A 24424-nucleotide genomic window follows, 5' to 3' on the forward strand; every position below is an offset into this window, starting at 1 on the left:
GTCCGTCAGATTTATTCAAAATTATGCATCGTAGGCTTGATAAGCGCAGCGCCATCTGACCATTGTCGAACGGCGGCGAGAATGCCTTATCCTGCCTGGTTAATTGCGCCGCTCAAACGCCAGAGCTTTACGCTCAATCAAACGCATCATCAGCGTCAATAGACCGTTGACGACCAGGTAAATTACGCCTGCCGCGCCAAATACCACCACATCGTAGGTACGACCATAGAGCAACTGACTGTACCCCATGACTTCCATCAAGGTGATGGTATAGGCCAGCGAGGTACTTTTGAAGACCAGTACCACCTCATTAGAATAGGAGGAGAGGGCGCGTTTAAACGCATAGGGCAACAAAATCGCCAGCGTATCTTTCTTACTCATCCCCAGCGCGCCGCAGGACTGCCACTGACCTTCCGGAATCGCGCGAATCGCGCCATAAAATAGCTGCGTGGTGTAAGCGGCGCTGTTTAGCGACAACGCGATCAGTGCGCACAGCCACGGTTCAGACAGTAGATGCCAGAGTAGCGGATACTCTTGCAGTGTCGGGAATTGACCGGGTCCGTAGTAGATCAGGAAAATTTGCACCAACAACGGCGTACCGGTAAACAACGTGATATAGCCGCGCACCAGCCACACCACGAACGGCGTTTTTAGTGTCAGGATAATGGTAAAAACTAACGCCAGCACCAAAGCGACGGCAATAGAAGCCACGGTCAGCGTCAGGCTGGTGTGTAGCCCTTTTAGCAGTTCAGGTAAGTACTCAAGCATTAGTCCGGCCTCCGCTCAAAACGTGTTGCGCGCAGGTCTATGCGTTTGAGAATGTACTGACTGATCAGCGTAATGACCAGGTAAATAGCCGCCGCAATAATGTACCAGTTAAACGGTTCCTGGGTGCGTGTGGCAATACTTTTGGTCTGCAACATCAGATCGTTAACGCTGATAAGGCTGACCAGAGCCGTATCTTTTAGCAACACCAGCCACTGATTACCCAGCCCTGGCAGGGCGTGACGCCACATCTGCGGCATCACCAGACGGAAAAAAATCGCCGTCTTTGATAATCCCAGTGCCTGACCCGACTCCCACTGACCAGACGGAACGGCTTTCAGCGCGCCGCGTAGCGTCTGCGACGCATAGGCCGCATACAGCAGGGACAACGCAATCACGCCGCACAGGAACGGACTGACGTCAAAGTTCTCAATCTCCATTTGCACCGGGATCTGCGTAAAGCCGAGATGGAGGGTAAACCCGTCAGACAGCGTAAGCAGGAGTTGCGAGGAGCCGAAATAGATAAACAGCACCACCAGAATTTCCGGCAGGCCGCGCAAAATAGTGACCAGCGCGGAGCCTATCCAGGCAATCGGGCGCCATTTTACGGACTCCCAGACGGCAAAGAACATGGCTAACGCGAGGCCAATGATCAGCGCGCAGACGGCAAGGCCGACGGTCATCCCGGCGGCGCTTGCTAAAGGAAAAAATTCGTTCATCAAAGATTACTTCTGGAACCATTTGTTATAGATGGTCTCGTAAGTCCCATCTTTCTTCACTTTTTCCAGCGCAGTATTGAATTTCTGCTGCAGCTCGGTGTTGCCCTGACGTACCGCGATACCCAGGCCGGTGCCGAAATAATCTTTATCGGTGACTTTATCGCCGACCGGCGCCAGCTTAGGATTGGCTTTCAGCCATTCGGTCACGACCGCCGTGTCGCCGAAAACAGCGTCGATACGGCCATTTTGTAGATCCAGCTTCGCGTTCTGATAGCTGTCATACGGTACGGTGGTGATTTCCGGATGCTTATCCATGATGAATTTCTGGTGCGTCGTACCGTTCTGTACGCCGACTTTCTTACCTTTCAGTTGATCGACGCTGGTGTATTTGCCCTGCTGACCCACGAACAGCGCGGAGTTGTCGTAATATGGCGTGGTAAACAGCACCTGCTTTTCACGTTCCGGCGTGATATCCATTCCCGCCATTACAGCGTCGAAGCGGCGGAATTTCAGGCTGGGGATCAGGCTGTCGAACGCCTGATTGGTAAAGGTACAGGAGGCGTCGATCTCTTTACATAGCGCGTTGGCCAGGTCGACGTCAAAGCCGACAATCTTGTTATTAGCATCCATCGATTCGAACGGCGGATAGGACGCTTCGGTCGCAAAACGAATGGTCTGGGCTGCTGTAGCGGAAAGGCTAAAGCCTGCAATTAGCGCGGCAATCAGAACTTTTTTCATTGTCATTGTCCCGAATCTTAGTGAGAGAGATAGTTTTTGAACGCTTCGGTCTGAGGGTGGGCAAAGCAACCCGCATCACCGTGCTCGACGATGTGACCATTTTCCATATAAATCACACGACTGGCGGTCTTACGCGCCACTTCGACTTCATGCGTAACGATCACCTGAGTAATGTTCGTTTCCGCCAGCTCATGAATAATGCTGACGATTTGAGCGGTAATTTCCGGGTCCAGCGCGGCGGTCGGTTCATCAAACAGCAGCACCTGCGGCTCCATCATCAGCGCGCGGGCAATCGCGACGCGCTGCTGCTGACCGCCGGAAAGATGCAACGGATAACGATCGCTATAGGGCTTCAGACGTAAACGCTCCAGCAGCTTTTCTGCGCGCGCCAGCGCCTGATCTTTTGTCAGACCCAGTACGCGGCAGGGCGCTTCAATCAGATTCTGCACAACGGTGAGATGCGGCCAAAGATTATATTGCTGAAAGACCATTCCGACATTTTGACGTAGCTCACGAATCGCCTTATCGGACGGCGTTTTCGTAAAGTCAAAATGGTTCCCGGCGATAGTCAGAGTGCCGGAGCGCGGCATCTCAAGCAGATTGAGTACACGCAGCAGCGAACTTTTACCCGCCCCGCTTGGGCCAAGCAACACCAGCGTTTCGCCTTCGGGGCAATCCAGCGTGATATCGAACAGCGCCTGATGCGCGCCGTAAAAGCAATTAATGCCGTTTAATTGAATACTCATTGACACTCGTATACAGGCAGTCTGATAGCTATTGAAGCCGCAGATAGTACCTTTCGCAGAATAGTTATGCAATATTTATGCGTTAAAAGTTAAATATATCCCACATTCTTCCCTAAACATAGCACAAAATAGCAGGAGGAATAGTAGGTAAGAAGAATTGTCGGCATCCCGGGCAGAATGCCAGACAATTTACGGGGTTATGGGTGCAAAAGCGGGGGAATACTGTCTGTTAACGGTTTTCTATCGACTGGCGCAGCGTACCGGCAGGGGCATGGACATCTCCGCCCAGATAGCGAACGTCGTCAATCACCCAGCATGAGCCTTCGTGAATCATAAGCACTTCATCCTGCCAGCTTTGATCGCCCTGTTTTAACGCCACCCGCAGAGGAATGTTGCGCGCATCTCGGTTCGGAATGGTTGATGCGCTGGCGACGTTGGCGCTATCCGGCAGCGTAGCGCGGCTGGAGAACAGATCGCCGCTCATCAACTGGCGGTGCTCCGTATCGCGGCTGGCGTCGGTCAACAATTTCGCCAGGTTATCACTCAAGTAGGGGCGAAGCGCGGCGATATCATTGCTGTGGTGTTGAATACGGTAGTCGTAAAATTGTTGAGCCACGCTGTCCGGGCCGCCTTCCACACACGCGCCGATACGCGGGCCATTATCTTTGTAGGCGGGAGTGACGGTCGTACAGGCGCTAAGCAGAAGCGCGCACGGGATGAGCAAAGAGAGTTTAGAATAGCGCATGATGATTTCCTTATAGGCGATCGAGCAAAAACCGATCTACGATAATCAATTATATCCTTTCAATGATAGCGTATCAGCTTGATAATGCGTTTGAGATCGTGTGCTTAGCTAACCCGGGAGATTCACTATGCAGTTTTCAACAACCCCAACGCTGGAAGGACAAAGCATCGTGGAGTATTGCGGTGTGGTGACGGGCGAAGCCATTTTAGGCGCCAATATTTTCCGCGATTTTTTCGCCGGCATTCGGGATATCGTCGGCGGACGTTCCGGCGCGTATGAGAAAGAGCTGCGTAAAGCGCGTGAAATCGCTTTTCAGGAACTTGGCGAGCAGGCTAAAGCGTTGGGCGCCGATGCGGTGGTAGGCATCGATATTGATTACGAAACTGTCGGTAAGGATGGCAGTATGCTAATGGTCAGCGTCAGCGGAACGGCGGTGAAAACGCGCCGATGAAAGCGCTACTGTGGCTGGTGGGTCTCGCGTTGCTGTTAACAGGCTGCGCGAGCGAAAAAGGAATTATCGATAAAGAGGGATATCAGCTTGATACCCGACATCGGGCGCAGGCGGCCTATCCGCGCATTAAAGTCCTGGTGATTCACTATACGGCGGAAAACTTTGACGTTTCGCTGGCGACGTTAACGGGTCGCAACGTCAGTTCGCATTACCTGATTCCCGCAACCCCGCCATTATATGGCGGTAAACCGCGCATCTGGCAACTGGTGCCGGAACAGGATCAGGCCTGGCATGCGGGCGTCAGTTTCTGGCGAGGCGCCACGCGTCTCAATGATACGTCTATTGGCATTGAGCTGGAAAATCGCGGTTGGCGAATGTCCGGCGGGGTGAAATCTTTCGCGCCGTTTGAATCTGCGCAAATTCAGGCATTGATTCCGTTAGCGAAGGATATTATCGCGCGCTATGACATCAAACCGCAGAATGTGGTGGCCCATGCGGATATCGCGCCGCAGCGTAAAGACGATCCCGGCCCGCGCTTCCCGTGGCGCGAGCTGGCGGCGCAGGGGATTGGCGCCTGGCCTGACGCCCAGCGTGTGGCGTTTTATCTGGCTGGACGCGCGCCGTATACGCCAGTCGATACCGCAACGGTGCTTGCGTTACTCTCGCGCTATGGCTATGAAGTCAAAGCCGATATGACGGCGCGCGAGCAGCAGCGGGTGATTATGGCGTTCCAGATGCACTTCCGTCCGGCGCAATGGAACGGTATCGCAGATGCCGAAACGCAGGCGATTGCCGAAGCATTACTGGAGAAGTACGGCCAGGATTAACGCGGTAAATTTCCGTGATCGCGCAGCCAGGCGGCGGTGCGCTCAATGCCTTCGTCCAGCGTGACGATGGGCTGGTAGCCCAGCTCGTCCTGCGCGCGAGTCGTATCGAGCGTAAAATCAAAATTCAGTTTTGACACGCCGTAATGCGTTAGCGGGGGCTCTTTGGCGGATTTTTTGCCGAAGCGCTCCATACTGCGGGCGATCATATCCAGCATCGGGTAAGGCACAGAGCGAATGCGGCAGTCGATAGTCAGTTCATCAATTAACTTTTGTACGATGCTGCGTAAGGTGCGGTTTTCGCCGTTAGTGATGTTATAAGCGCGGCCAGAAGGCAGATGATCGCAGCCCGGCTGGCTGGCCAGCCACATGGCGTGGATCGCATTTTCATAGTAGGTCATATCGACCAGCGCGCTGCCCCCGTGCGGTAATAAGACGCTACCGTAATGGTGCATCATATGCGCCAGACGTGGGATAAATACTTTATCGTGCGGGCCAAACAGGCTTTGTGGACGCAATACCGTAAAACGTGTTTGCGGATTGGCCTGCGCCAACAGATTAATCACCTCTTCGCCGGCGGCTTTACTGCGGGCGAACTCATTGGCAAACCGATGCGGGCGGAAATCTTCTTTGATATCACGGTGATGGTGGTAATCAAAATAGAGCGAGGGAGAGGAGATATGAATAAAATTGCGCACGCCCCAGGCGACCGCCCATTCTCCCAGACGGCGGGTGGCGCGAACATTCGCCAGATCGAAAGCCTGTTGGGTTCCCCAGGGCGAGGTAAAGCTGGAGCAGTGCCACAACGTGTCGATCCCGGCGAGCATCACTTTAGCCTGCGAGGAGACCAGTTCGGTTAAATCCGCATGGACGAATTCCGCGCCCATTTTTTCAAGCAGCTTGCCCATCGCTTCATTGCGACCCGTCGCTCTGACGCTGATGCCTTTATTGCGCAAAAATTCAACCGCGTTTCGACCTAAGCCGCTGGTGGCGCCGGTAACCAGTACCTTCATATCAATCCACTGTGTTTAATAAACCGTCGTGCGCATTCTTCCGTGAATTACGTCGGTATGCAATGGGAAACACGAAAGAATACAGCAACTTTTTCTCATTTTTCTGTGATTTGTTCTGCAAGTCGGGCAATACGCCTTGCCATTCCCCGGAAAATAAACAGGTGCGCCGGGATCATCAGTAGCCAGTAAATCAGGCCCGGCATTCCGTGTGGATGCCACCAGGCGCGCACGTCAATTTCGCGGTAGCGGCCTTTATCGTGCAGCGTGAAGCTAAGCCGCCCCAGGCCCGGCGCTTTCATGCCAAACAAGAGTGTGAGCTGTTTTTCTGGTTCGACAATGATCACTTTCCAGCTATCTACCGTATCGCCAGGCTTGAGCAAGGTATGCGACGGGCGGCCTTTCGCCAGTTTATGCCCCACCAGACGGTCCATCGCGGCGCGCGTCTGCCACAAAATATTGCCGAAAAAATAGCCCTCTTTGCCACCCAGCCGATTTACGACCTGCCAGAGCGCCGATAGGCTGGCCGGGGTCTGCGCGGTAAAGCCCGCCTGCTTTGGAAAATAGCCGTATTCGGGACGCCAGCGGGCGAAGGCCAGCGCGTCGTAGCCCCAGTCGCTGGAGTTCACCAGTTTTTCTTCTTCTTTCAGCGTGCGGCGAACGGCGTCGTCAAAGGTGATAAGCGTTTGGGGGATCAACTTTTTTAACGCGGCGTCATCGGCCAGCAAATCGTGTCTTAACCCCTGGATTAATGCTTTTGCGGTAGTCGGCGGCACGGAGGTAATGACGTTTAAAAACCAGACCGAAATCCAGCGGGTCGGAAAAGGCACCGGGATCAGCGGACGCCGTTTACCGCTGACGGCCATAAAACGTTCAAACTGCTGCTGATAGCTTAATACCTGCGGCCCGGCGGCTTCCAGAATACGATGCTTGTGCGCAGGGTGGTCCAGCAAGCCGACCAGGTAGTAGAGTAAATTTTCCAGAGCGATGGGCGTGGTGCGCGAACGCACCCAGCGCGGCGGCGTGAGTATTGGCAGGTTGTAAACCATGTCACGCATGACTTCGAAGGCGGCGGAGCCTGCGCCGACGATGATCCCGGCGCGTAATTCCGTCACCGGCACGCCTGCGTCGCGCAGCGTATCAGCCGTAAGCTGGCGGGCGCGCAGGTGATCGGATTGCTCATGCGTCGGCGCCTGCAATGAACTGAGGAAAATAAGTTGTTTAACCGGCGTCTGGCGCAGCGCGTCGCGCACGTTGAGCGCCGCCTGACGCTCATGGGCGATAAAATCGCCGCCTTCGCCCATACCGTGTACCAGATAGTAAACGGTATCAATGTCGCGAAGCAGCGCGGGTAAATTTTCCGGCCAGTGCAGATCGACCTTATGACAACTGACGTTGGCGAGGCGCTGTTTTTCCAGACGTTCCACGCGCCGCGCCGCCGCCCGCACCTGATGCCCTTGCTGACTTAGCGCAAAGACCAGGTGCTGGCCGATATAGCCGCTGGCGCCGAGAACCAGAATGCGTTGCGCCACGTTGCTCTCCTTAGCGGGCTAAAAAGGCGCGCCAGTGGGCGACGACATCGGCAAGCTGTTCGCGAGAGACATCCAGATGCGTCACCAGACGCACAATCGGCGCGGCGTTAATCAGGATATTCCGTTCCCGCAAATAGTCGCCAAGCGCGGCGGCCTGTGCTTCGCCAACGCGAACAAACAGCATATTCGTTTCGTGGCGCATGACCTCCGCGCCCGCTTCCCGAAGCTGCTGCGCCAGCCAGGCGGCGTTATCATGATCCTCTTGCAGACGCGCCACGTTATGCTTCAGCGCATACAGTCCGGCCGCTGCCAGAATCCCGGCCTGACGCATTCCGCCGCCGACCATTTTACGCCAGCGCGTCGCGCGTTTAATGTAATCGCGGTTGCCGACCAGCAGTGAACCGACCGGCGTTCCGAGACCTTTTGACAGGCAGATGGTAAAAGAGTCGCAATACTGCGTAATCTCTTTTAACTCACAGCCGTAGGCAACCACCGCGTTAAAAATTCGGGCGCCGTCAACGTGCAGCGCCAGTCCACGTTCGCGGGTAAATGTCCAGGCGTCTTTCAGATACGCGCGCGGCAGCACTTTCCCGTTATGCGTATTTTCCAGACTGAGCAAGCGCGTGCGCGCGAAGTGGATGTCATCCGCTTTAATCTTCGCCGCCACGTTCTCCAGCGGCAGCGTACCGTCCGCGGCGGCGTCGATGGGCTGCGGCTGAATGCTGCCGAGCACCGCCGCGCCGCCAGCTTCATAGAGATAATTATGCGCGCCCTGACCGACGATATACTCTTCGCCGCGTTCACAATGGCTAAGCAGCGCGACCAGATTGGCCTGGGTGCCGGTGGGTAAAAAAAGCGCCGCTTCTTTACCGGAAAGGTCGGCGGCGTAGCGCTGAAGGGCGTTAACGGTAGGGTCATCGCCGTATACGTCGTCCCCGACCGGAGCGGTCATCATCGCCTCGAGCATGGCACGGCTCGGTCGGGTAACGGTATCACTGCGTAAATCAATCATGGCACATCCCTGGATTTTAAAAGGTGATGTGCACTGTTTTACCTTAGCCAGTTCGTTTTCGCCAGTTCGATCACTTCATCGCCGCGGCCGCTAATAATGGCGCGTAGCATGTACAGGCTAAAGCCTTTCGCTTGTTCCAGTTTGATCTGCGGCGGGATCGCCAGCTCTTCTTTTGCCACGACCACGTCAACCAGTACCGGGCCGTCAATGGAAAACGCGCGCTGTAGCGCACCGTCCACGTCTGCGGCTTTTTCCACGCGAATACCGGTAATGCCGCAGGCTTCGGCGATACGCGCGAAATTGGTGTCGTGCAGTTCGGTACCGTCGGTAAGGTAGCCGCCGGCTTTCATTTCCATCGCCACAAAGCCCAGCACGCTGTTATTAAAGACGACGATTTTTATCGGCAGCTTCATCTGTACCACCGAGAGAAAATCGCCCATCAGCATACTGAAGCCGCCATCACCGCACATCGCGATAACCTGACGACCCGGCGCGGTGGCCTGAGCGCCGAGCGCCTGCGGCATGGCGTTGGCCATTGACCCGTGGTTAAACGAGCCCAGCAGGCGGCGCTTGCCGTTCATTTTTAGATAGCGGGCCGCCCAGACGGTCGGCGTGCCGACATCGCAGGTAAAAATAGCGTCGTCAGCGGCGAAATGGCTAATTTGTTGCGCCAGATATTGTGGATGGATGGCTTTATCGCTGAGTTTGGCTAAGTCATCAAGTCCCTTACGGGCGTCCCGATAGTGCTCCAGAGCTTTATCGAGGAATTTACGATTGCTTTTTTCTTCCACCAGCGGCAGCAGGGCGCGAAGCGTGGCTTTAATATCGCCCACCAGCGCCATGTCGACTTTGCTGTGCGCGCCAATACTGCCCGGGTTGATGTCAATCTGAATGATTTTGGCATCGCTCGGATAGAAGGCGCGGTAGGGAAACTGGGTGCCGAGCAGGATCAGCGTATCGGCGTTCATCATGGTGTGGAAGCCAGAAGAGAAGCCAATCAGGCCGGTCATTCCCACATCATAAGGGTTATCGTACTCAACGTGCTCTTTGCCGCGCAGGGCATGAACGATTGGCGCTTTTAGTTTTGCCGCCAACGCGACCAACTCCTCATGCGCGCCCGCGCAGCCGCTACCGCACATCAATGCGATATTGCTGGAGTAGCGCAGCAGTTGCGCCAGTTTTTTCAGCTCTTCCTCCGCCGGCGTGACGACGGGGAGCGGGGCATGGTACCAATGGGTGACGGCGTTTTCAGGCGCGGGTTTCAGCGCCACGTCACCCGGAAGTACGACCACGGAGACGCCGCGATTTAACACCGCTTTGCGCATGGCGATGGCGAGTACCTGCGGGATCTGCTCCGGGCTGGAAACCAACTCGCAATAGTGGCTGCATTCACGGAACAACTCCTGCGGGTGGGTCTCCTGGAAATAACCGCTACCGATTTCACTGGACGGAATATGGGCGGCGATCGCCAGAACAGGGACGTGGTTACGGTGGCAATCAAACAGGCCATTGATCAGGTGCAGGTTGCCCGGTCCACATGAACCGGCGCACACTGCCAGCTCGCCGGTAAGCTGCGCTTGTGCGCCGGCGGCGAAAGCGGCGACCTCTTCGTGGCGGGTTGGCATCCATTCAATGGTTCCCATACGATTAAGACTATCGCTCAGGCCGTTCAGGGAGTCGCCAGTGACGCCCCAGATTTGTTTTACGCCAGCCTGTTCCAGCGTTTTGGCAATAAAAGCGGCAACGGTTTGTTTCATGGTTCTCCATCTCCTTAAATGTGATAACGGTTACAAGTTTAGTTGAAGATGACGATGACGTTTTTCTTTGGCGAAGAGAGGGGCGAAAGGATGAAGCGAGCGGCAAATCGCCCGGTAGCGCTGACGCTTACCGGGCCTATGATGGAACGTTTACCGATTATGCGAGAACAAGATCGCCCTGCGGATGGCAGGAGCAGGCCAGTACGTAACCTTCGGCAATCTCCGCCTCGCTCAGCGTCATGGTGCTGCTCACCGTATAGTCGCCGGAAACGACTTTGGTTTTACAGCAGCCGCAAACACCTGCCCGACAGGCAGCGGCAACCGGTACTTTATTACTCTCCAGCGCCTCCAGCAGCGTCGTACCGATCGGGGCATAAAATTCCTGCGCTGGCTGTAGCTTGGTGAATTTCAGGCCGCTGGTTGCCGTTTCCGCCACCGGCGTGAAGAACTTCTCTTTAAAGAAGCGCGTTACGCCAAGCGCTTTCACTCCCTGTTCGACGAAATCCATATAGGGCGCCGGGCCGCAGGTCATGATGGTGCGCGATGCCAAATCCGGTACGCTCTGTAACAATTCCGTGGTCAGACGGCCCGCGACAAAACCTTCCGTGGCATGATTTTCCGCCACTAGCGTGACCGGATACTGTCGCCACTCGTCGGCAAAAATCACATCATCCGGCGAACGGACGTTAAAGATGACCTGCACGTCGGCCTGCGGGCGGTATTTCGCCAGCCAGCGACGCATCGACATGATTGGCGTTACGCCACAACCGGCGGCGAGCAGCAGAAATTTATCTTCTGTTTTATCGTCACAGGTAAAATCGCCCATTGCATCAGACAGCCAGATGTAATCGCCGCGCTTGATGTCATGGGTCAACCACTGTGAACCCGTGCCATCGTCAATCCGACGAACGGTCAGCGTGATATATTCACTGACGCCCGGCGTAGACGAAAGGGTGTAGGCACGCAGCGTTTCCGCTGAATTACGCACGCTCACCAGCGCATACTGCCCGGCGCGGTAAGGGTAGTAATCATGGCATAATAGCGCAATTGTCCATACATCCGGCGTCTCCTGACGGATGTGATGCACCTGCATTCGCCAGGGACACTGTGAGGTTGGCATCGTCATCATTGACCTCCTTACGCGCTCAGTAATTGCTTCATGTCTTCTTCAACGGTGGTCACGGAGCGCAGACCGAACTTCTCGTTGAGGATAGCCAGCAGATCCGGCGTGAAGAAGCCCGGCGCGGTCGGCCCGGTGACAATATTTTTCACGCCTAATGACAGCAGCGTCAGCAGAATCACGATCGCTTTCTGCTCAAACCAGGAGAGCACCAGCGATAGCGGCAGATCGTTGACGCCGCAGCCCAGTTTTTCCGCCAGCGTCACCGCCAGGATAATCGCGGAGTAAGCATCGTTACACTGACCGGCATCGACCAGACGCGGCAGCCCTTCGATGTCGCCGAACTCCAGTTTGTTGAAACGGTATTTACCGCAGGCCAGGGTCAGGATCAGGCAGTCATCCGGTACGCTGGTGGCGAAATCGGTAAAGTAGTTACGCTCGCCGCGCGCGCCGTCACAGCCGCCGACCAGGAAGATGTGGCGCAGTTTTTCACGGCTGACCAGATCGATGAGCGTATCGGCAGCGCCGAGCAGGGTCTGACGGCCAAAACCGACGGTGATGAGATGCGGAATTTCGCTATACGGGAAGCCCGCCATTTGCTGCGCCTGGGCAATGACCGGCCCGAAGTCATCGCCTTCAAGATGGCTAACGCCCGGCCAGCCGACGATGCTACGGGTCCAGATACGGTCGTCATAGCTGCCCACGGTCGGGTCGATAATGCAGTTAGAGGTCATCACGATTGGGCCAGGGAAGCGGGCGAATTCGACCTGCTGATTCTGCCAGCCGCTGCCGTAGTTACCGACCAGATGCTTGAATTTACGCAGTTCCGGATAGCCATGTGCGGGCAGCATTTCACCGTGAGTGTAGACGTTAACGCCGGTGCCTTCGGTCTGCTCCAGCAGGTTGTAGAGATCTTTCAGATCGTGACCGGAGATCAGAATGCACTTGCCTTCAGTCGCTTTGACGTTGACCTGAGTCGGCGTTGGGTGACCGTATTTGGTGGTTTCACCGGCATCCAGAATGCTCATCACTTTGAAGTTCATCTGGCCGATTTCCATTGCGCACTCCAGCAGCGCGTTCATGTCAGCAGGCCAGGTGCCCAGCCAGGCCATGATTTTGTGGTACTGCGCGTAAATGTCGTTGTCGTATTGACCGAGAACGTGCGCGTGTTCCATATACGCCGCCGCGCCTTTCAGACCGTACAGGCACAGCAGACGCAGGCCGAGGATGTTCTCGCCAATGGCGGCTTTGTCTTTATTCGGGGTAAATTCCGCCGCCTGACGTTGCAGTTCGCCCAGATCGTCGCTGACCAGTTGCAGATCGGCCATCGGATTGTCGCAATGCGCATTAGCATCCACGCTCAGGCACTGCGCTTTCAACGCTTCACGCAAGGCAATCGCTTCACGGGCGTAGCCGACGATACGCGGAGAGTCGAAGTTAACGTTGGTCAGCGTGGAGAAAAACGCGCGCGGCGCAAAGTTATCAACGTCGTGATTAATGATGCCATATTCACGGGCCTTCACCGCCCAGGCAGACAAACCTTGTAAAGCCGCAATCAGCAGATCCTGCAGATCGGACGTTTCAGCTGTTTTACCGCACATTCCCTGCGCGTAGGAGCAGCCGTTTCCGGCTGGTGTACGGATGGTTTGTTCACATTGCACACAAAACATGGTCACACCTTTTAAAGTTATATTTAATATACATGTTTAAGGTTATGCCTGTGAACAAAGGGATAAAAGGGATTTCTGCCATAATGTGCAAGGAGATTGATTTAGCGCAATTTTGGCGGCAGATGCCTACCGCCAAAGAGGTATCAGGCCGAGAAGAACGCCATTAAGAGGGGGACCAGCAGGCTGAGGATAAAGCCATGTACGATAGCCGCCGGAACAATCTCTACGCCGCCGGAGCGCTGTAATACCGGCAACGTAAAGTCCATTGAGGTCGCTCCGCACAGGCCCAACGCCGTTGAACGGCTGCGGCGAACCAGACCGGGAATAAGCATAATGGCTAAGAGCTCGCGGGCCAGATCGTTAAAAAATGCCGCGCTGCCGATAACCGGTCCAAACGACTCCGTCAGCAAAATACCGGAAAGAGAGTACCAGCCGAAACCTGACGCCATCGCCATGGCGGTTTTTAGCGGTAAGTCCAGGATAAACGCATTAATCACGCCGCCCAGTAATGAGCTTGCCACGACAACGACCGCGACCATCATTCCCCGGCGGTTAAGCACAATTTGCTTTAAGGTCATGCCGCTATTTCGTAGCTGAATCCCCACCAGGAACAATAAAAAGATCAGGGTATATTCACTGGCTTCGGTGGCGTGCTGTAAAACAGAGAGTCCGCTCAGGCCGATGACAAACCCCAATACCACTACGCCGCACAGTTGCAGCGACTCCAGCGCCATGGCAATACGCGAAGGCAGTTTTTCCTGCTGATGATGGTGACGCCACGGGAGGATACGTTCCAGCCACAATAAGGCGGCGATATTACACAATAAAATAATCGTAATACTGACGGCGGAATAATGAAAAATCGCCACCAGATTACTGGCGAGGTTATCCAAAAACGCCAGACTTATTCCCATAAAAAAGAGAATAAGGTACACGATCCAGCTCAGTAGCCGGTTAATGAGTTGTAATGCGGCTTTATGTCGCAGTGGAATGAGATAGCCCACAATCAGTGGAACCAGAATGATTAAAAGTCCTGAAAACATGAACAGCCGGGCCCTTTTTTATTGTTTGAATAGCGTACATGACACTACCGAATTCCAGACTATCAGTAAAGCGACACCGTCAGCCGTACATTTATCAGACATTTGCCCCAGGCAAAGGGGGGGAATATCACGCCAGGCGGACGCATTTGCCGTTATACTGCGGTGAATTTTATGGAGTGATGACGTTTTTCTGGAGGAAGCATGATTCTCGAACGCGTTGAAATAGTAGGATTTCGCGGTATCAACCGACTGTCGTTGATGCTGGAGCAAAACAACGTGCTGATTGGGGAAAACGCCTGGGGAAAATCCAGCCTGCTGGATGCGCTGACTCTGTTATTGTCGCCGGAACTCGATCTCTACCATTTTGTCCGTGAGGATTTCTGGTTTCCGCCTGGCGACATAAAAGGACGCGAGCATCACCTGCATATTATTCTGACTTTTCGCGAAACGCAGCCAGGGCGGCATCGGGTACGTCGTTATCGAGCGCTGGAAGCATGCTGGTCGCCTTGCGAGGATGATTTTCACCGTATTTTTTATCGGCTAGAGGGCGAATGCGGCGCCGATGGCAGCGTGATGACGCTGCGCAGTTTTCTCAATAGCGATGGGCAGCCATTGCCGGTGGAAAATATTAACGATCAGGTGCGCCACCTGGTTCGTTTGATGCCAGTGCTACGTTTGCGCGATGCGCGCTTTATGCGACGTATTCGCAACGGTACGGTGCCCAATGTGCCGGATGTTGAAGTCACGGCCCGACAGCTGGATTTTCTGGCGCGTGAGCTGGCGACCCGGCCGCAAAATTTAACCGACGGGCAGATTCGTCAGGGACTGTCCGCGATGGTGCAACTGCTTGAACACTATTTCTCAGAGCAGGGCGCAGGACAGGCGCGTCACCGACTCATGCGCCGACGTTCGCAAAATGAGCAGCGTAGCTGGCGCTATCTGGATATTATTAATCGGATGATCGACAAACCGGGCAGCCGGTCGCATCGGGTGATCCTGCTGGGGCTTTTCTCCACGCTGTTACAGGCGAAAGGGACGCTGCGGTTACATAAAGACGCGCGACCATTACTGCTGGTGGAAGATCCGGAAACCCGTTTACATCCCATTATGCTTTCAGTCGCCTGGCAATTGCTCAATCTGTTACCGCTACAGCGGATAGCGACAACCAACTCAGGCGAACTGCTTTCGCTAACGCCGGTGGAACATGTCGTACGGCTGGTGCGCGAATCTTCCCGCGTCGCCGCCTGGCGTCTGGGCCCGGGCGGGTTAAGCGCGGAAGATGGACGGCGTATCGCCTTTCATATCCGCTTTAATCGCGCGTCGTCGCTGTTTGCGCGTTGCTGGCTACTGGTGGAAGGCGAGACGGAAACCTGGGTTATTAATGAGCTGGCGCGTCAGTGTGGACATCATTTTGATGCGGAGGGTATTAAAGTCATTGAGTTTGCTCAGTCTGGCCTGAAACCGCTGGTGAAGTTCGCCCGCCGTATGGGAATCGAGTGGCATGTCTTGGTGGATGGCGACGAAGCGGGGAAAAAATATGCCGCGACGGTCCGCAGTCTGCTTAATAACGATCGGGAAGAAGAACGCGAACATCTCACGGCGCTGCCTGCGCTGGATATGGAACATTTTATGTATCGTCAGGGCTTTGCCGATGTTTTTCACCGGGTTGCGCAGCTTCCGCCTAATGTGCCGATGAATACCCGGAAAATTATCACTAAAGCTATCCACCGCTCGTCAAAGCCGGATTTGGCGATTGAAGTCGCGATGGAAGCCGGGCGGCGGGGAATTGACGCCGTGCCGCCGCTGTTCAGAAAGATGTTCTCGCGCGTGGTTTGGCTGGCGCGGGGCCGGGCGGATTAATGTTTGAATGTGGCCGGAACCTGTTCGACGACGCTATCGAGTAATGCATAGCGGCGGCGATACTCGGCCCGTTTTTTACTGGCGATCTCCGCTTCGCTTTTTCGGGCGATCGCCAGCGGCAGCGTATAGTAATTCCCTTTAATTCTTTCACCGCCTAACGATTCCCAAAACGCGTCATAGTCGGCATGCATTTGCGTCTTTTTATCCATGTATCGCCAGCTACGGTAAACGTGCGCATCGTTACTCACAGCTATAATCTTTTCTGCCTGAAAGACTTGCGCAAACTGACAGAGAGCCTCCATCACGATGCGTTTGGGAAAAAGACCATGGCAGGCTTTGGTCGCCTGCTGGATAATTTCGTGAGGGACGTCGTTTGCCGCGCCCTGTAATCCGCCGATAAATAGTGTGCGTTGTTGGTTAAAGCGACACAGGGTAAATGTGATCTCTGCCAGAATACGTAACTGTGCGTCGCGAACAACAATAGTGCTTTCACCTTCTTTATCCAGTGAGACCAGACTGACTAAATCAAGTTGAAACAACTCGCCGGTTTTAGTTTCAAATTTAGCAAGATTCAGGCCATACTGACTTAAATAGCTAACTTGTTGTTCCCGCGATAAAAGTTGGCGCATCTGTTGATAATGAAAACACAGCGCATCTAAGGCGAAATCGCGTTTAATATTTACAGCCATATAAGGACGATGTAGCCGAATAGGCAAACGCGGCTGACGAGCAAGTAACGTATTTAACTCCGGCCATTGGGTGAGATTGGTCAGTAATTGGCTGGTCGCACGCGGCATGACTAATGAGCGGATTAAAAACTTGCGACGAAAGCTGGCTTTACGCCAGAATTTTCCTGGCTGTAATTGCCCGCGCGTCAGACGAATAAATAATTGTAAAGGAGAGATGTAATCTGAAGTGTACCAGGTATTATCTGTAAGCTGTGTCATGATCGTAATCCGCGACATAAGATTGTCGAGATTGAACCACAGGAAACATTAACCAATCGTCAATACAGCCGGCGCTATCTTTATTGCGTCAGGTTTGTTTAGATACGGTTTACTTTCTGGTTAAAATTTTGCCGTCAGGGTTTCTATGCGTGCTAAGGGAAAGAAATTTAAAAAGCGTTATCTGGTCATTATTTTAATTCTTTTAGTGGGGGGGATGGCTGGCTGGCGAATGATAAATGCCCCGCTGCCAACTTATCAGACATTAATCGTGCGGCCAGGCGATCTTGAACAGAGTGTACTGGCGACTGGAAAACTGGACGCGTTGCGTAAAGTGGATGTCGGCGCGCAGGTGAGCGGCCAGTTGAAAACGCTGCTGGTCTCCATTGGCGATAACGTTAAAAAAGATCAGCTACTCGGCGTGATTGACCCAGATCAGGCGGAGAACCAGATAAAAGAGGTCGAGGCCACCCTGATGGAGCTGAACGCGGAGCGTCAGCAGGCAGCCGCTGAGTTAAAGCTGGCGCGGGTTACGCTGGCGCGCCAGCAGCAGTTAGCTAAGACTCAGGCGGTATCGCAACAGGATCTGGATACCGCGGCGACGGAGATGGCGGTTAAACAGGCGCGTATTGGCACCATAGATGCCCAGATCAAACGTAATCGGGCCTCGTTGGACACCGCGAAAACCAACCTGGAATATACCCGTATTGTTGCCCCCATGGCGGGGGAAGTGACGCAAATCACTACCCTGCAAGGACAAACGGTGATTGCAGCTCAGCAGGCGCCCAATATTCTGACGCTGGCGGATATGAGCACCATGCTGGTAAAAGCGCAGGTCTCGGAAGCGGACGTGATCCATCTTCGGGCGGGGCAGAAAGCATGGTTCACCATTGCAGGCGATCCGCAAACGCGCTATGAAGGCGTTTTAAAAGATATTCTGCCGACGCCGGAAAAGATCAACGACGCTATTTTTTATTACGCCCGGTTTGAAGTGCCGAATCCCAAAAGAATCTTGCGTCTTGATATGACCGCACAGGTTTATATTCAACTCATGGATGTCAAAAATGTGCTGATTATTCCTCTCGCCGCGCTTGGCGAACCGGTGGGCGGCAATCGTTATAAAGTGGCGCTGTTGCGTAACGGTGAAAAACGTGAGCGCGAAGTGGTCATTGGCGAGCGTAACGATACAGACGTAGAAGTGGTTAAAGGTCTGGAAGCGGGCGATGAGGTGATCATCGGTGAGAGCAGGCCAGGAGCGACGCCATGACGGCATTGCTTGAACTGCGCAATGTGAGTCGCAGCTACCCCTCCGGAGAAGAGCAGGTGGCGGTGTTGAAAGATATCTCCCTGCAAATCCACGCCGGGGAGATGGTGGCGATCGTCGGCGTTTCCGGTTCTGGAAAATCAACGCTGATGAATATCCTCGGGTGCCTGGATAAACCGACCAGCGGCACTTATCGGGTGGCGGGGCGGGACGTCTCGACGCTGGACCCGGACGCGCTGGCGCAGCTGCGGCGTGAGCATTTTGGCTTTATCTTTCAGCGCTACCATCTGTTGTCGCATTTAACGGCAGCGCAAAATGTTGAAATCCCCGCCGTCTACGCCGGCATTGAACGCAAAAAACGCCAGGCGCGCGCCAGAGAGTTGCTTTTGCGGCTGGGATTAAGCGATCGCGTCGATTACCCACCTTCACAGCTTTCTGGCGGACAGCAGCAGCGTGTCAGTATTGCCCGCGCTCTGATGAACGGCGGACAGGTGATTCTGGCAGATGAGCCGACCGGCGCGCTGGATAGCCATTCCGGCGAAGAGGTGATGGCGATTTTGCGCCAACTGCGCGATCGCGGACATACGGTGATCATTGTGACGCACGATCCGCTGATTGCCGCCCAGGCGGAGCGGATTATTGAAATTCACGATGGCAAGATTGTCCATAATCCGCCCGCGCAGGAAAAGAAACGCGAACAGGGCGTTGACGCTGCCGTAGTTAATACGGCTCCCGGCTGGCGGCAATTTGCCAGCAGCTTTCGCGAAGCGCTGTCAATGGCGTGGTTAGCGATGGCCGCTAACAAAATGCGTACTTTACTGACCATGCTGGGAATTATTATCGGTATTGCGTCGGTGGTGTCGATTGTGGTGGTCGGCGACGCCGCAAAACAGATGGTACTGGCGGATATCCGCGCTATGGGCACTAATACGATTGATATTCATCCAGGCAAAGATTTCGGCGACGACAACCCGCAGTATCGACAGGCGCTGAAATATGACGATCTGGTCGCTATTCAGAAACAGCCGTGGGTTAACTCTGCGACGCCCAGCGTTTCAAAGAGCTTACGTCTTCGCTATGGCAATATTGATATTGCCGTAAATGCTAATGGCGTCAGTGGCGATTATTTTAACGTTTACGGCATGTCCTTTAGGGAGGGGAACACCTTCAATGCTGTACAGCAACAGGATCGCGCGCAGGTGGTGGTGCTGGATGCCAACACGCGACGCCAGCTATTTCCAAATAAAGCGAATGTCGTAGGGGAAGTGGTGCTGGTGGGTAATATGCCGGTTATTGTTATTGGCGTGGCGGAAGAGAAACCGTCCATGTACGGCAATAGCAATCTGTTGCAAATTTGGTTGCCCTATAGCACGATGTCAGATCGCATAATGGGTCAGTCATGGCTTAACTCGATCACCGTTCGTGTGAAAGATGGCGTTGATAGCGATCAGGCTGAACAGCAGCTTACCCGCCTGCTCACCTTACGCCACGGTAAAAAAGACTTCTTCACCTGGAATATGGACAGCGTCCTGAAAACGGCTGAAAAAACCACCTATACTCTTCAGTTATTTCTGACGCTGGTGGCCGTCATTTCGCTGGTTGTCGGCGGCATCGGTGTTATGAATATTATGCTGGTTTCCGTCACCGAGCGAACGCGTGAAATCGGCATCCGTATGGCGGTAGGCGCGCGCGCCAGCGATGTGCTACAGCAGTTTCTTATTGAAGCGGTGCTGGTTTGCCTGGTTGGTGGAGCGCTGGGGATTAGCTTGTCGATGTTCATCGCATTTATGCTACAGCTTTTCCTGCCCGGCTGGGAGATCGGTTTTTCACTGACTGCGCTGGCGAGCGCGTTTTTATGTTCGACGTTTACCGGGATACTGTTTGGCTGGCTACCGGCGAGAAACGCGGCGCGACTGGACCCGGTGGATGCGCTGGCAAGGGAGTAATCTTGCTGACGTCATTTGTCGGCCTGATAAGATGCAACAGTGTCGCCACCAGGCACTGGCGTTAAATAAAAATGCCAGCCGATCGGGCTGGCATTTTGCCTCCTGGATGTACACAATGAGACAGAGGAGCTATGCAACGGCCTCTGCTTCGATGGGCACGATGACGCTGGCGTGATTGCCTTTTGGCCCCTGGTGGACATCAAACCGGACAGACTGTCCGGCTTTAAGCGTTCTGTAACCATCCATTTGAATGGTGGAATAATGGGCGAAAATATCCTCGCCGCCGCCTTCAGGGCAGATGAAACCAAACCCTTTGGCATTGTTGAACCACTTTACAGTACCCGTTTCCATGCTTCGACATCCTTCGTAAATCTTATATAAGTAAGATGGAATGAACCGGTGACGGAGTGGGGGCTGTTCAAAACCTCACCAACTCTCGACATTACAATTTAGAGAAATCAGGCGAGGCGTCAAGCATCAGGCAGGGGGGATCGGGTAAAAATGAATCAAAAATTTGAAGCAGTTAACGCTATTGCCGGGAATGTGACAGATGTCGCGGATGGTACTGATAGATGTTAGTTATCTATCAATTGAGGTAGATTGATTGTGTGCATAGACTCTGGTCAGCGGCAGATTTTCCTGCCGACAACCGTAACCGATAATGACGACTGACAATGGGTAAGACGAACGATTGGCTGGATTTTGACCAGTTGGTGGAAGATAGCGTGCGCGACGCGCTAAAACCGCCATCTATGTATAAAGTGATATTAGTCAATGATGACTACACTCCGATGGAGTTTGTTATTGACGTGTTACAAAAATTCTTTTCTTATGATGTAGAACGTGCAACGCAATTGATGCTTGCAGTTCACTATCAAGGCAAAGCTATCTGCGGCGTGTTTACCGCCGAGGTGGCGGAAACTAAAGTGGCGATGGTGAACAAGTATGCAAGGGAGAACGAGCATCCGTTGCTGTGTACGCTGGAAAAAGCCTGAATGCAGGTATAAAAATTGGGGGAGGTGCCTATGCTCAATCAAGAACTGGAACTCAGTTTAAACATGGCTTTCGCCAGAGCGCGCGAGCACCGTCATGAGTTTATGACCGTCGAGCATCTGTTGCTGGCGCTGCTCAGCAACCCATCGGCTCGCGAAGCGCTGGAAGCATGCTCCGTGGATCTGGTGGCGCTCCGTCAGGAACTCGAAGCCTTCATTGAACAAACCACACCCGTACTGCCTGCCAGTGAAGAAGAGCGTGATACGCAGCCGACGTTAAGTTTCCAGCGTGTCCTGCAACGTGCCGTCTTCCATGTTCAGTCTTCCGGGCGTAGTGAAGTGACTGGCGCGAATGTGCTGGTGGCTATCTTTAGCGAACAGGAATCACAGGCGGCTTATCTGCTGCGCAAGCATGAAGTGAGCCGTCTGGATATCGTGAACTTTATTTCTCACGGGACGCGAAAAGACGAACCGAGCCAATCTTCCGATCTCGGCAATCAGCCAACTGGCGACGAACAAGCTGGCGGGGAGGAACGTATGGAAAACTTCACGACGAATCTTAACCAACTTGCTCGCGTGGGCGGCATCGATCCGCTGATTGGTCGTGAAAAAGAACTTGAACGCGCGATCCAGGTCTTGTGTCGTCGCCGTAAAAATAACCCGTTGCTGGTAGGGGAATCCGGCGTCGGCAAAACGGCGATTGCCGAAGGGCTGGCCTGGCGTATCGTGCAGGGCGATGTGCCGGAAGTGATGGCCGATTGCACCATTTACTCGCTGGATATCGGTTCGCTGCTGGCGGGCACCAAATACCGCGGCGATTTTGAAAAACGGTTTAAGGCGTTGCTGAAACAGCTTGAGCAGGATACCAACAGCATCCTGTTTATCGATGAAATCCATACCATTATCGGCGCTGGCGCGGCGTCGGGCGGACAGGTGGATGCGGCAAATCTGATTAAACCGCTGCTTTCCAGCGGCAAGATCCGGGTGATCGGCTCAACGACCTATCAGGAATTCAGCAATATTTTTGAGAAAGACCGCGCATTAGCGCGCCGTTTCCAGAAAATTGATATTACCGAGCCTTCGGTGGAAGAGACGGTGCAAATTATCAACGGCTTGAAACCTAAGTACGAAGCGCACCACGACGTGCGTTATACCGCGAAAGCGGTGCGTGCGGCGGTCGAGCTGGCGGTAAAATATATCAATGACCGCCATCTGCCGGATAAAGCCATTGACGTGATTGACGAAGCGGGCGCTCGGGCGCGTCTGATGCCGGTGAGCAAACGTAAGAAAACGGTCAACGTGGCGGATATTGAGTCCGTAGTGGCGCGAATTGCGCGAATTCCTGAAAAGAGCGTCTCGCAGAGCGATCGCGATACGCTGAAGAACCTGGGCGATCGTCTGAAAATGCTGGTCTTCGGCCAGGATAACGCGATTGAGGCGCTGACCGAAGCTATTAAGATGAGTCGTGCGGGTCTGGGCCATGAGCATAAACCTGTCGGCTCATTCTTGTTCGCCGGGCCAACTGGCGTAGGGAAAACTGAAGTTACGGTACAGCTTTCAAAAGCGCTGGGTATTGAGCTGTTGCGCTTCGATATGTCCGAATATATGGAACGTCATACGGTGAGCCGTTTGATCGGCGCGCCTCCGGGATACGTCGGTTTCGACCAGGGCGGGCTGCTGACGGATGCGGTGATTAAGCATCCTCATGCGGTGCTGCTGCTGGATGAGATCGAAAAAGCGCACCCGGATGTCTTTAACCTGCTGCTGCAGGTGATGGATAACGGTACGCTGACCGATAACAACGGCCGTAAGGCGGATTTCCGCAACGTGGTGCTGGTGATGACCACCAACGCCGGCGTGCGAGAAACCGAACGTAAATCTATTGGTCTTATTCATCAGGACAACAGTACCGATGCGATGGGCGAGATCAAGAAAGTGTTTACGCCGGAGTTCCGTAACCGTCTCGACAACATTATTTGGTTCGATCATCTGTCTGGCGAGGTGATTCATCAGGTTGTCGATAAGTTTATCGTCGAGTTGCAGGCTCAGTTGGATCAGAAAGGCGTCTCCCTGGAGGTCAGTCAGGAAGCGCGCGACTGGCTGGCGGAAAAGGGCTATGACCGGGCGATGGGCGCACGACCAATGGCGCGTGTGATTCAGGATAACCTGAAAAAACCGCTGGCCAATGAGTTGCTGTTTGGATCGCTGGTTGACGGCGGACAGGTCACCGTCGCGCTGGATAAAGAGAAAAATGCGTTGACGTATGGCTTCCAGAGTGCGCAAAAGCACAAGCCGGAAGCCGCGCATTAATCTTCGTTTCACTGCCGTACAAACCGGGCCTTAGCGCCCGGTTTTTTTATGCCGGCTAATAGTTATCCTGATGGTGTTGTGCTCGCGGTAGGCGGATAAGGCGCTTGTAAATTGCGTCATCATCCGGTAATCGACGGGGGGTAATGCGAAAAAAAAGCCCGACCCGCTGCGTGAAAAGGGATGCTGAAGCCGCTGTTACCAATGCCAAAAAAACTAATCCTCTTCTCTGAAAAGAGTAGTCTTACACTTAGCACAAAGAATTCTTCTGTGATTATCCCATACCTGTATCAAACCAACATCGCTGAATTTCTCGTGACCACAACTGTAGCAGGATATTTTGCTCATATTGTGTTTTTTAATATATTCATCTTTGGTGGGAAGTTGCTTCCAGTAGCCTATCAGTCCGGGCATAACCTCTCCTTGAGTGGGTTATGTAATTTGCAAATTATGATAATAATTATATAAGAAATAGTTCAGTATGAAATTATTACTTATCACATTTTCGAAAGCGAATGCTATTAGCATCACACTTTCTACGTTGTTATCAACGATAATGCTTTCGTACAGGTAGCTTAGCTGTTGGCAGTGTTATACCCCGTCCAATCATCCATCAACGCCACCCGTTTAGGCCATAACATCCCACGCTGATACGCTGCTTCAGCCTTATCTGCCAACTGGTGCGCCAACGCATGTTCAATAACCTCACGTTGATAGCCCGTTGTTTCACCAGCCCACTCACGGAAAGTAGAACGGAAGCCATGTTGCGTTAAGTTGGTATATCCCATTCGTTTCAATACAGCCAATAACGACATATCAGAAAGTGTTTCAGCGCGAGGGGCAGGGAATACATGATTGTTATCTTTTAATCGTGGTAAATCTTTTAACAAATCAACAGCAGCATCAGACAGAGGAACTCGGTGCTTTTTTACTACCGAGAGATACTTATGCAAACTTTTCTAAAGCGTTTCAGGTAGGG

Annotated in this window: 23 protein-coding genes and 1 pseudogene; 8 read left to right on the forward strand and 16 right to left on the reverse strand. The window is 53.7% G+C overall.

Annotated elements, in window-relative coordinates:
- Nucleotides 1-99 precede the first annotated feature (99 nt).
- The 5 genes from artM to ACLJRS_RS00640 all read right to left on the reverse strand — a co-directional run bounded on the left by artM (nt 100) and on the right by ACLJRS_RS00640 (nt 3713).
- A complete protein-coding gene (gene artM / locus ACLJRS_RS00620) occupies nt 100-768 on the reverse strand; it encodes an arginine ABC transporter permease ArtM (RefSeq protein WP_000895396.1) in 669 nt (222 codons plus the stop codon).
- Nucleotides 768-1484 carry an arginine ABC transporter permease ArtQ gene (gene artQ, locus ACLJRS_RS00625; protein WP_001001677.1) on the reverse strand — a complete coding sequence of 239 codons (717 nt, stop codon included), beginning with the start codon at nt 1482-1484 and terminating at the stop codon, nt 768-770. The genes artM and artQ overlap by 1 nt, the downstream gene beginning before the upstream one ends.
- A gap of 6 nt (nt 1485-1490) precedes the next feature.
- A complete protein-coding gene (gene artI, locus ACLJRS_RS00630; protein WP_000756586.1) occupies nt 1491-2222 on the reverse strand; it encodes an arginine ABC transporter substrate-binding protein ArtI in 732 nt (243 codons plus the stop codon).
- 17 nt (nt 2223-2239) lie between these two features.
- On the reverse strand, nt 2240-2968 hold the full coding sequence (gene artP, locus ACLJRS_RS00635) for an arginine ABC transporter ATP-binding protein ArtP (RefSeq protein ID WP_000027186.1): 729 nt from the start codon (nt 2966-2968) through the stop codon (nt 2240-2242).
- Between the two features lie 229 nt (nt 2969-3197).
- Nucleotides 3198-3713: a lipoprotein gene (locus ACLJRS_RS00640; protein WP_001270724.1), complete on the reverse strand. Its 516-nt coding sequence runs from the start codon at nt 3711-3713 to the stop codon at nt 3198-3200.
- A 127-nt stretch (nt 3714-3840) separates the two neighbouring features.
- Here ACLJRS_RS00640 and ACLJRS_RS00645 point away from each other — a divergent pair, with 127 nt between their 5' ends.
- Nucleotides 3841-4164 (forward strand): heavy metal-binding domain-containing protein, encoded by a 324-nt coding sequence (locus tag ACLJRS_RS00645; RefSeq protein ID WP_001160725.1) that lies wholly within the window; start codon nt 3841-3843, stop codon nt 4162-4164.
- Nucleotides 4161-4991 (forward strand): N-acetylmuramoyl-L-alanine amidase, encoded by an 831-nt coding sequence (locus ACLJRS_RS00650; RefSeq protein WP_000645850.1) that lies wholly within the window; start codon nt 4161-4163, stop codon nt 4989-4991. The genes ACLJRS_RS00645 and ACLJRS_RS00650 overlap by 4 nt, the downstream gene beginning before the upstream one ends.
- Here the strand turns inward: ACLJRS_RS00650 and ACLJRS_RS00655 are convergent.
- The 7 genes from ACLJRS_RS00655 to ACLJRS_RS00685 all read right to left on the reverse strand — a co-directional run bounded on the left by ACLJRS_RS00655 (nt 4988) and on the right by ACLJRS_RS00685 (nt 14132).
- Entirely contained in the window at nt 4988-6001 is a 1014-nt protein-coding gene (locus tag ACLJRS_RS00655; RefSeq protein WP_000866904.1) for an NAD-dependent epimerase/dehydratase family protein, read from the reverse strand. The two genes, ACLJRS_RS00650 and ACLJRS_RS00655, sit on opposite strands and share 4 nt — an antisense overlap.
- A 95-nt stretch (nt 6002-6096) precedes the next feature.
- The gene (locus ACLJRS_RS00660; protein WP_000079015.1) at nt 6097-7530 is read right to left on the reverse strand and encodes an SDR family oxidoreductase; all 1434 of its coding nucleotides are present in this window, start codon (nt 7528-7530) and stop codon (nt 6097-6099) included.
- 10 nt (nt 7531-7540) lie between these two features.
- Nucleotides 7541-8542: a low-specificity L-threonine aldolase gene (gene ltaE / locus ACLJRS_RS00665; RefSeq protein ID WP_000566421.1), complete on the reverse strand. Its 1002-nt coding sequence runs from the start codon at nt 8540-8542 to the stop codon at nt 7541-7543.
- A 38-nt stretch (nt 8543-8580) separates the two neighbouring features.
- Nucleotides 8581-10299: a ubiquinone-dependent pyruvate dehydrogenase gene (poxB, locus tag ACLJRS_RS00670; protein WP_000815313.1), complete on the reverse strand. Its 1719-nt coding sequence runs from the start codon at nt 10297-10299 to the stop codon at nt 8581-8583.
- 157 nt (nt 10300-10456) lie between these two features.
- Entirely contained in the window at nt 10457-11425 is a 969-nt protein-coding gene (gene hcr / locus ACLJRS_RS00675) for an NADH oxidoreductase (RefSeq protein WP_001670445.1), read from the reverse strand.
- Between the two features lie 11 nt (nt 11426-11436).
- Nucleotides 11437-13089: a hydroxylamine reductase gene (gene hcp / locus ACLJRS_RS00680; RefSeq protein ID WP_000458785.1), complete on the reverse strand. Its 1653-nt coding sequence runs from the start codon at nt 13087-13089 to the stop codon at nt 11437-11439.
- Nucleotides 13090-13232: 143 nt separating this feature from the next.
- Nucleotides 13233-14132: a lysine exporter LysO family protein gene (locus ACLJRS_RS00685; RefSeq protein WP_000491119.1), complete on the reverse strand. Its 900-nt coding sequence runs from the start codon at nt 14130-14132 to the stop codon at nt 13233-13235.
- 201 nt (nt 14133-14333) lie between these two features.
- Here ACLJRS_RS00685 and ACLJRS_RS00690 point away from each other — a divergent pair, with 201 nt between their 5' ends.
- Nucleotides 14334-15992, forward strand: a complete 1659-nt coding sequence (locus tag ACLJRS_RS00690) for an ATP-dependent endonuclease (protein WP_000599770.1) — start codon at nt 14334-14336, stop codon at nt 15990-15992.
- On the opposite strand, the gene ACLJRS_RS00695 is transcribed toward ACLJRS_RS00690, so the two are convergent.
- Complete coding sequence (locus ACLJRS_RS00695; protein WP_000192846.1) at nt 15989-16939, reverse strand: VirK/YbjX family protein; 951 nt, start codon at nt 16937-16939, stop codon at nt 15989-15991. The two genes, ACLJRS_RS00690 and ACLJRS_RS00695, sit on opposite strands and share 4 nt — an antisense overlap.
- Before the next feature lie 145 nt (nt 16940-17084).
- Between ACLJRS_RS00695 and macA the strand changes: the two genes are divergently transcribed.
- Together macA and macB are read left to right on the forward strand one after the other, a co-directional pair.
- Complete coding sequence (gene macA, locus ACLJRS_RS00700) at nt 17085-18203, forward strand: macrolide transporter subunit MacA (protein WP_001201751.1); 1119 nt, start codon at nt 17085-17087, stop codon at nt 18201-18203.
- Nucleotides 18200-20146, forward strand: a complete 1947-nt coding sequence (macB, locus tag ACLJRS_RS00705; RefSeq protein WP_000125893.1) for a macrolide ABC transporter ATP-binding protein/permease MacB — start codon at nt 18200-18202, stop codon at nt 20144-20146. The genes macA and macB overlap by 4 nt, the downstream gene beginning before the upstream one ends.
- A gap of 129 nt (nt 20147-20275) precedes the next feature.
- Here the strand turns inward: macB and cspD are convergent, their stop codons facing one another.
- A complete protein-coding gene (gene cspD / locus ACLJRS_RS00710) occupies nt 20276-20497 on the reverse strand; it encodes a cold shock-like protein CspD (protein ID WP_000447499.1) in 222 nt (73 codons plus the stop codon).
- Nucleotides 20498-20647: 150 nt separating this feature from the next.
- Between cspD and ACLJRS_RS00715 the strand changes: the two genes are divergently transcribed.
- The 3 genes from ACLJRS_RS00715 (at nt 20648) to clpA (ending at nt 23448) form a co-directional block, all read left to right on the forward strand.
- A complete protein-coding gene (locus tag ACLJRS_RS00715; RefSeq protein ID WP_212742690.1) occupies nt 20648-20725 on the forward strand; it encodes a hypothetical protein in 78 nt (25 codons plus the stop codon).
- 95 nt (nt 20726-20820) lie between these two features.
- A complete protein-coding gene (gene clpS / locus ACLJRS_RS00720; RefSeq protein ID WP_000520789.1) occupies nt 20821-21141 on the forward strand; it encodes an ATP-dependent Clp protease adapter ClpS in 321 nt (106 codons plus the stop codon).
- A 30-nt stretch (nt 21142-21171) separates the two neighbouring features.
- Complete coding sequence (gene clpA / locus ACLJRS_RS00725) at nt 21172-23448, forward strand: ATP-dependent Clp protease ATP-binding subunit ClpA (RefSeq protein WP_000934064.1); 2277 nt, start codon at nt 21172-21174, stop codon at nt 23446-23448.
- A 213-nt stretch (nt 23449-23661) separates the two neighbouring features.
- Here the strand turns inward: clpA and ACLJRS_RS00730 are convergent, their stop codons facing one another.
- Entirely contained in the window at nt 23662-23859 is a 198-nt protein-coding gene (locus ACLJRS_RS00730; protein WP_001117984.1) for a hypothetical protein, read from the reverse strand.
- A gap of 161 nt (nt 23860-24020) precedes the next feature.
- A pseudogene (locus ACLJRS_RS00735) lies at nt 24021-24374 on the reverse strand (tyrosine-type recombinase/integrase); the annotation flags it as partial.
- Nucleotides 24375-24424 lie beyond the last annotated feature (50 nt).

This window comes from Salmonella sp. SAL00670 (genome assembly GCF_046552235.1).
Classification (GTDB): Bacteria; Pseudomonadota; Gammaproteobacteria; order Enterobacterales; family Enterobacteriaceae; genus Salmonella; species Salmonella enterica.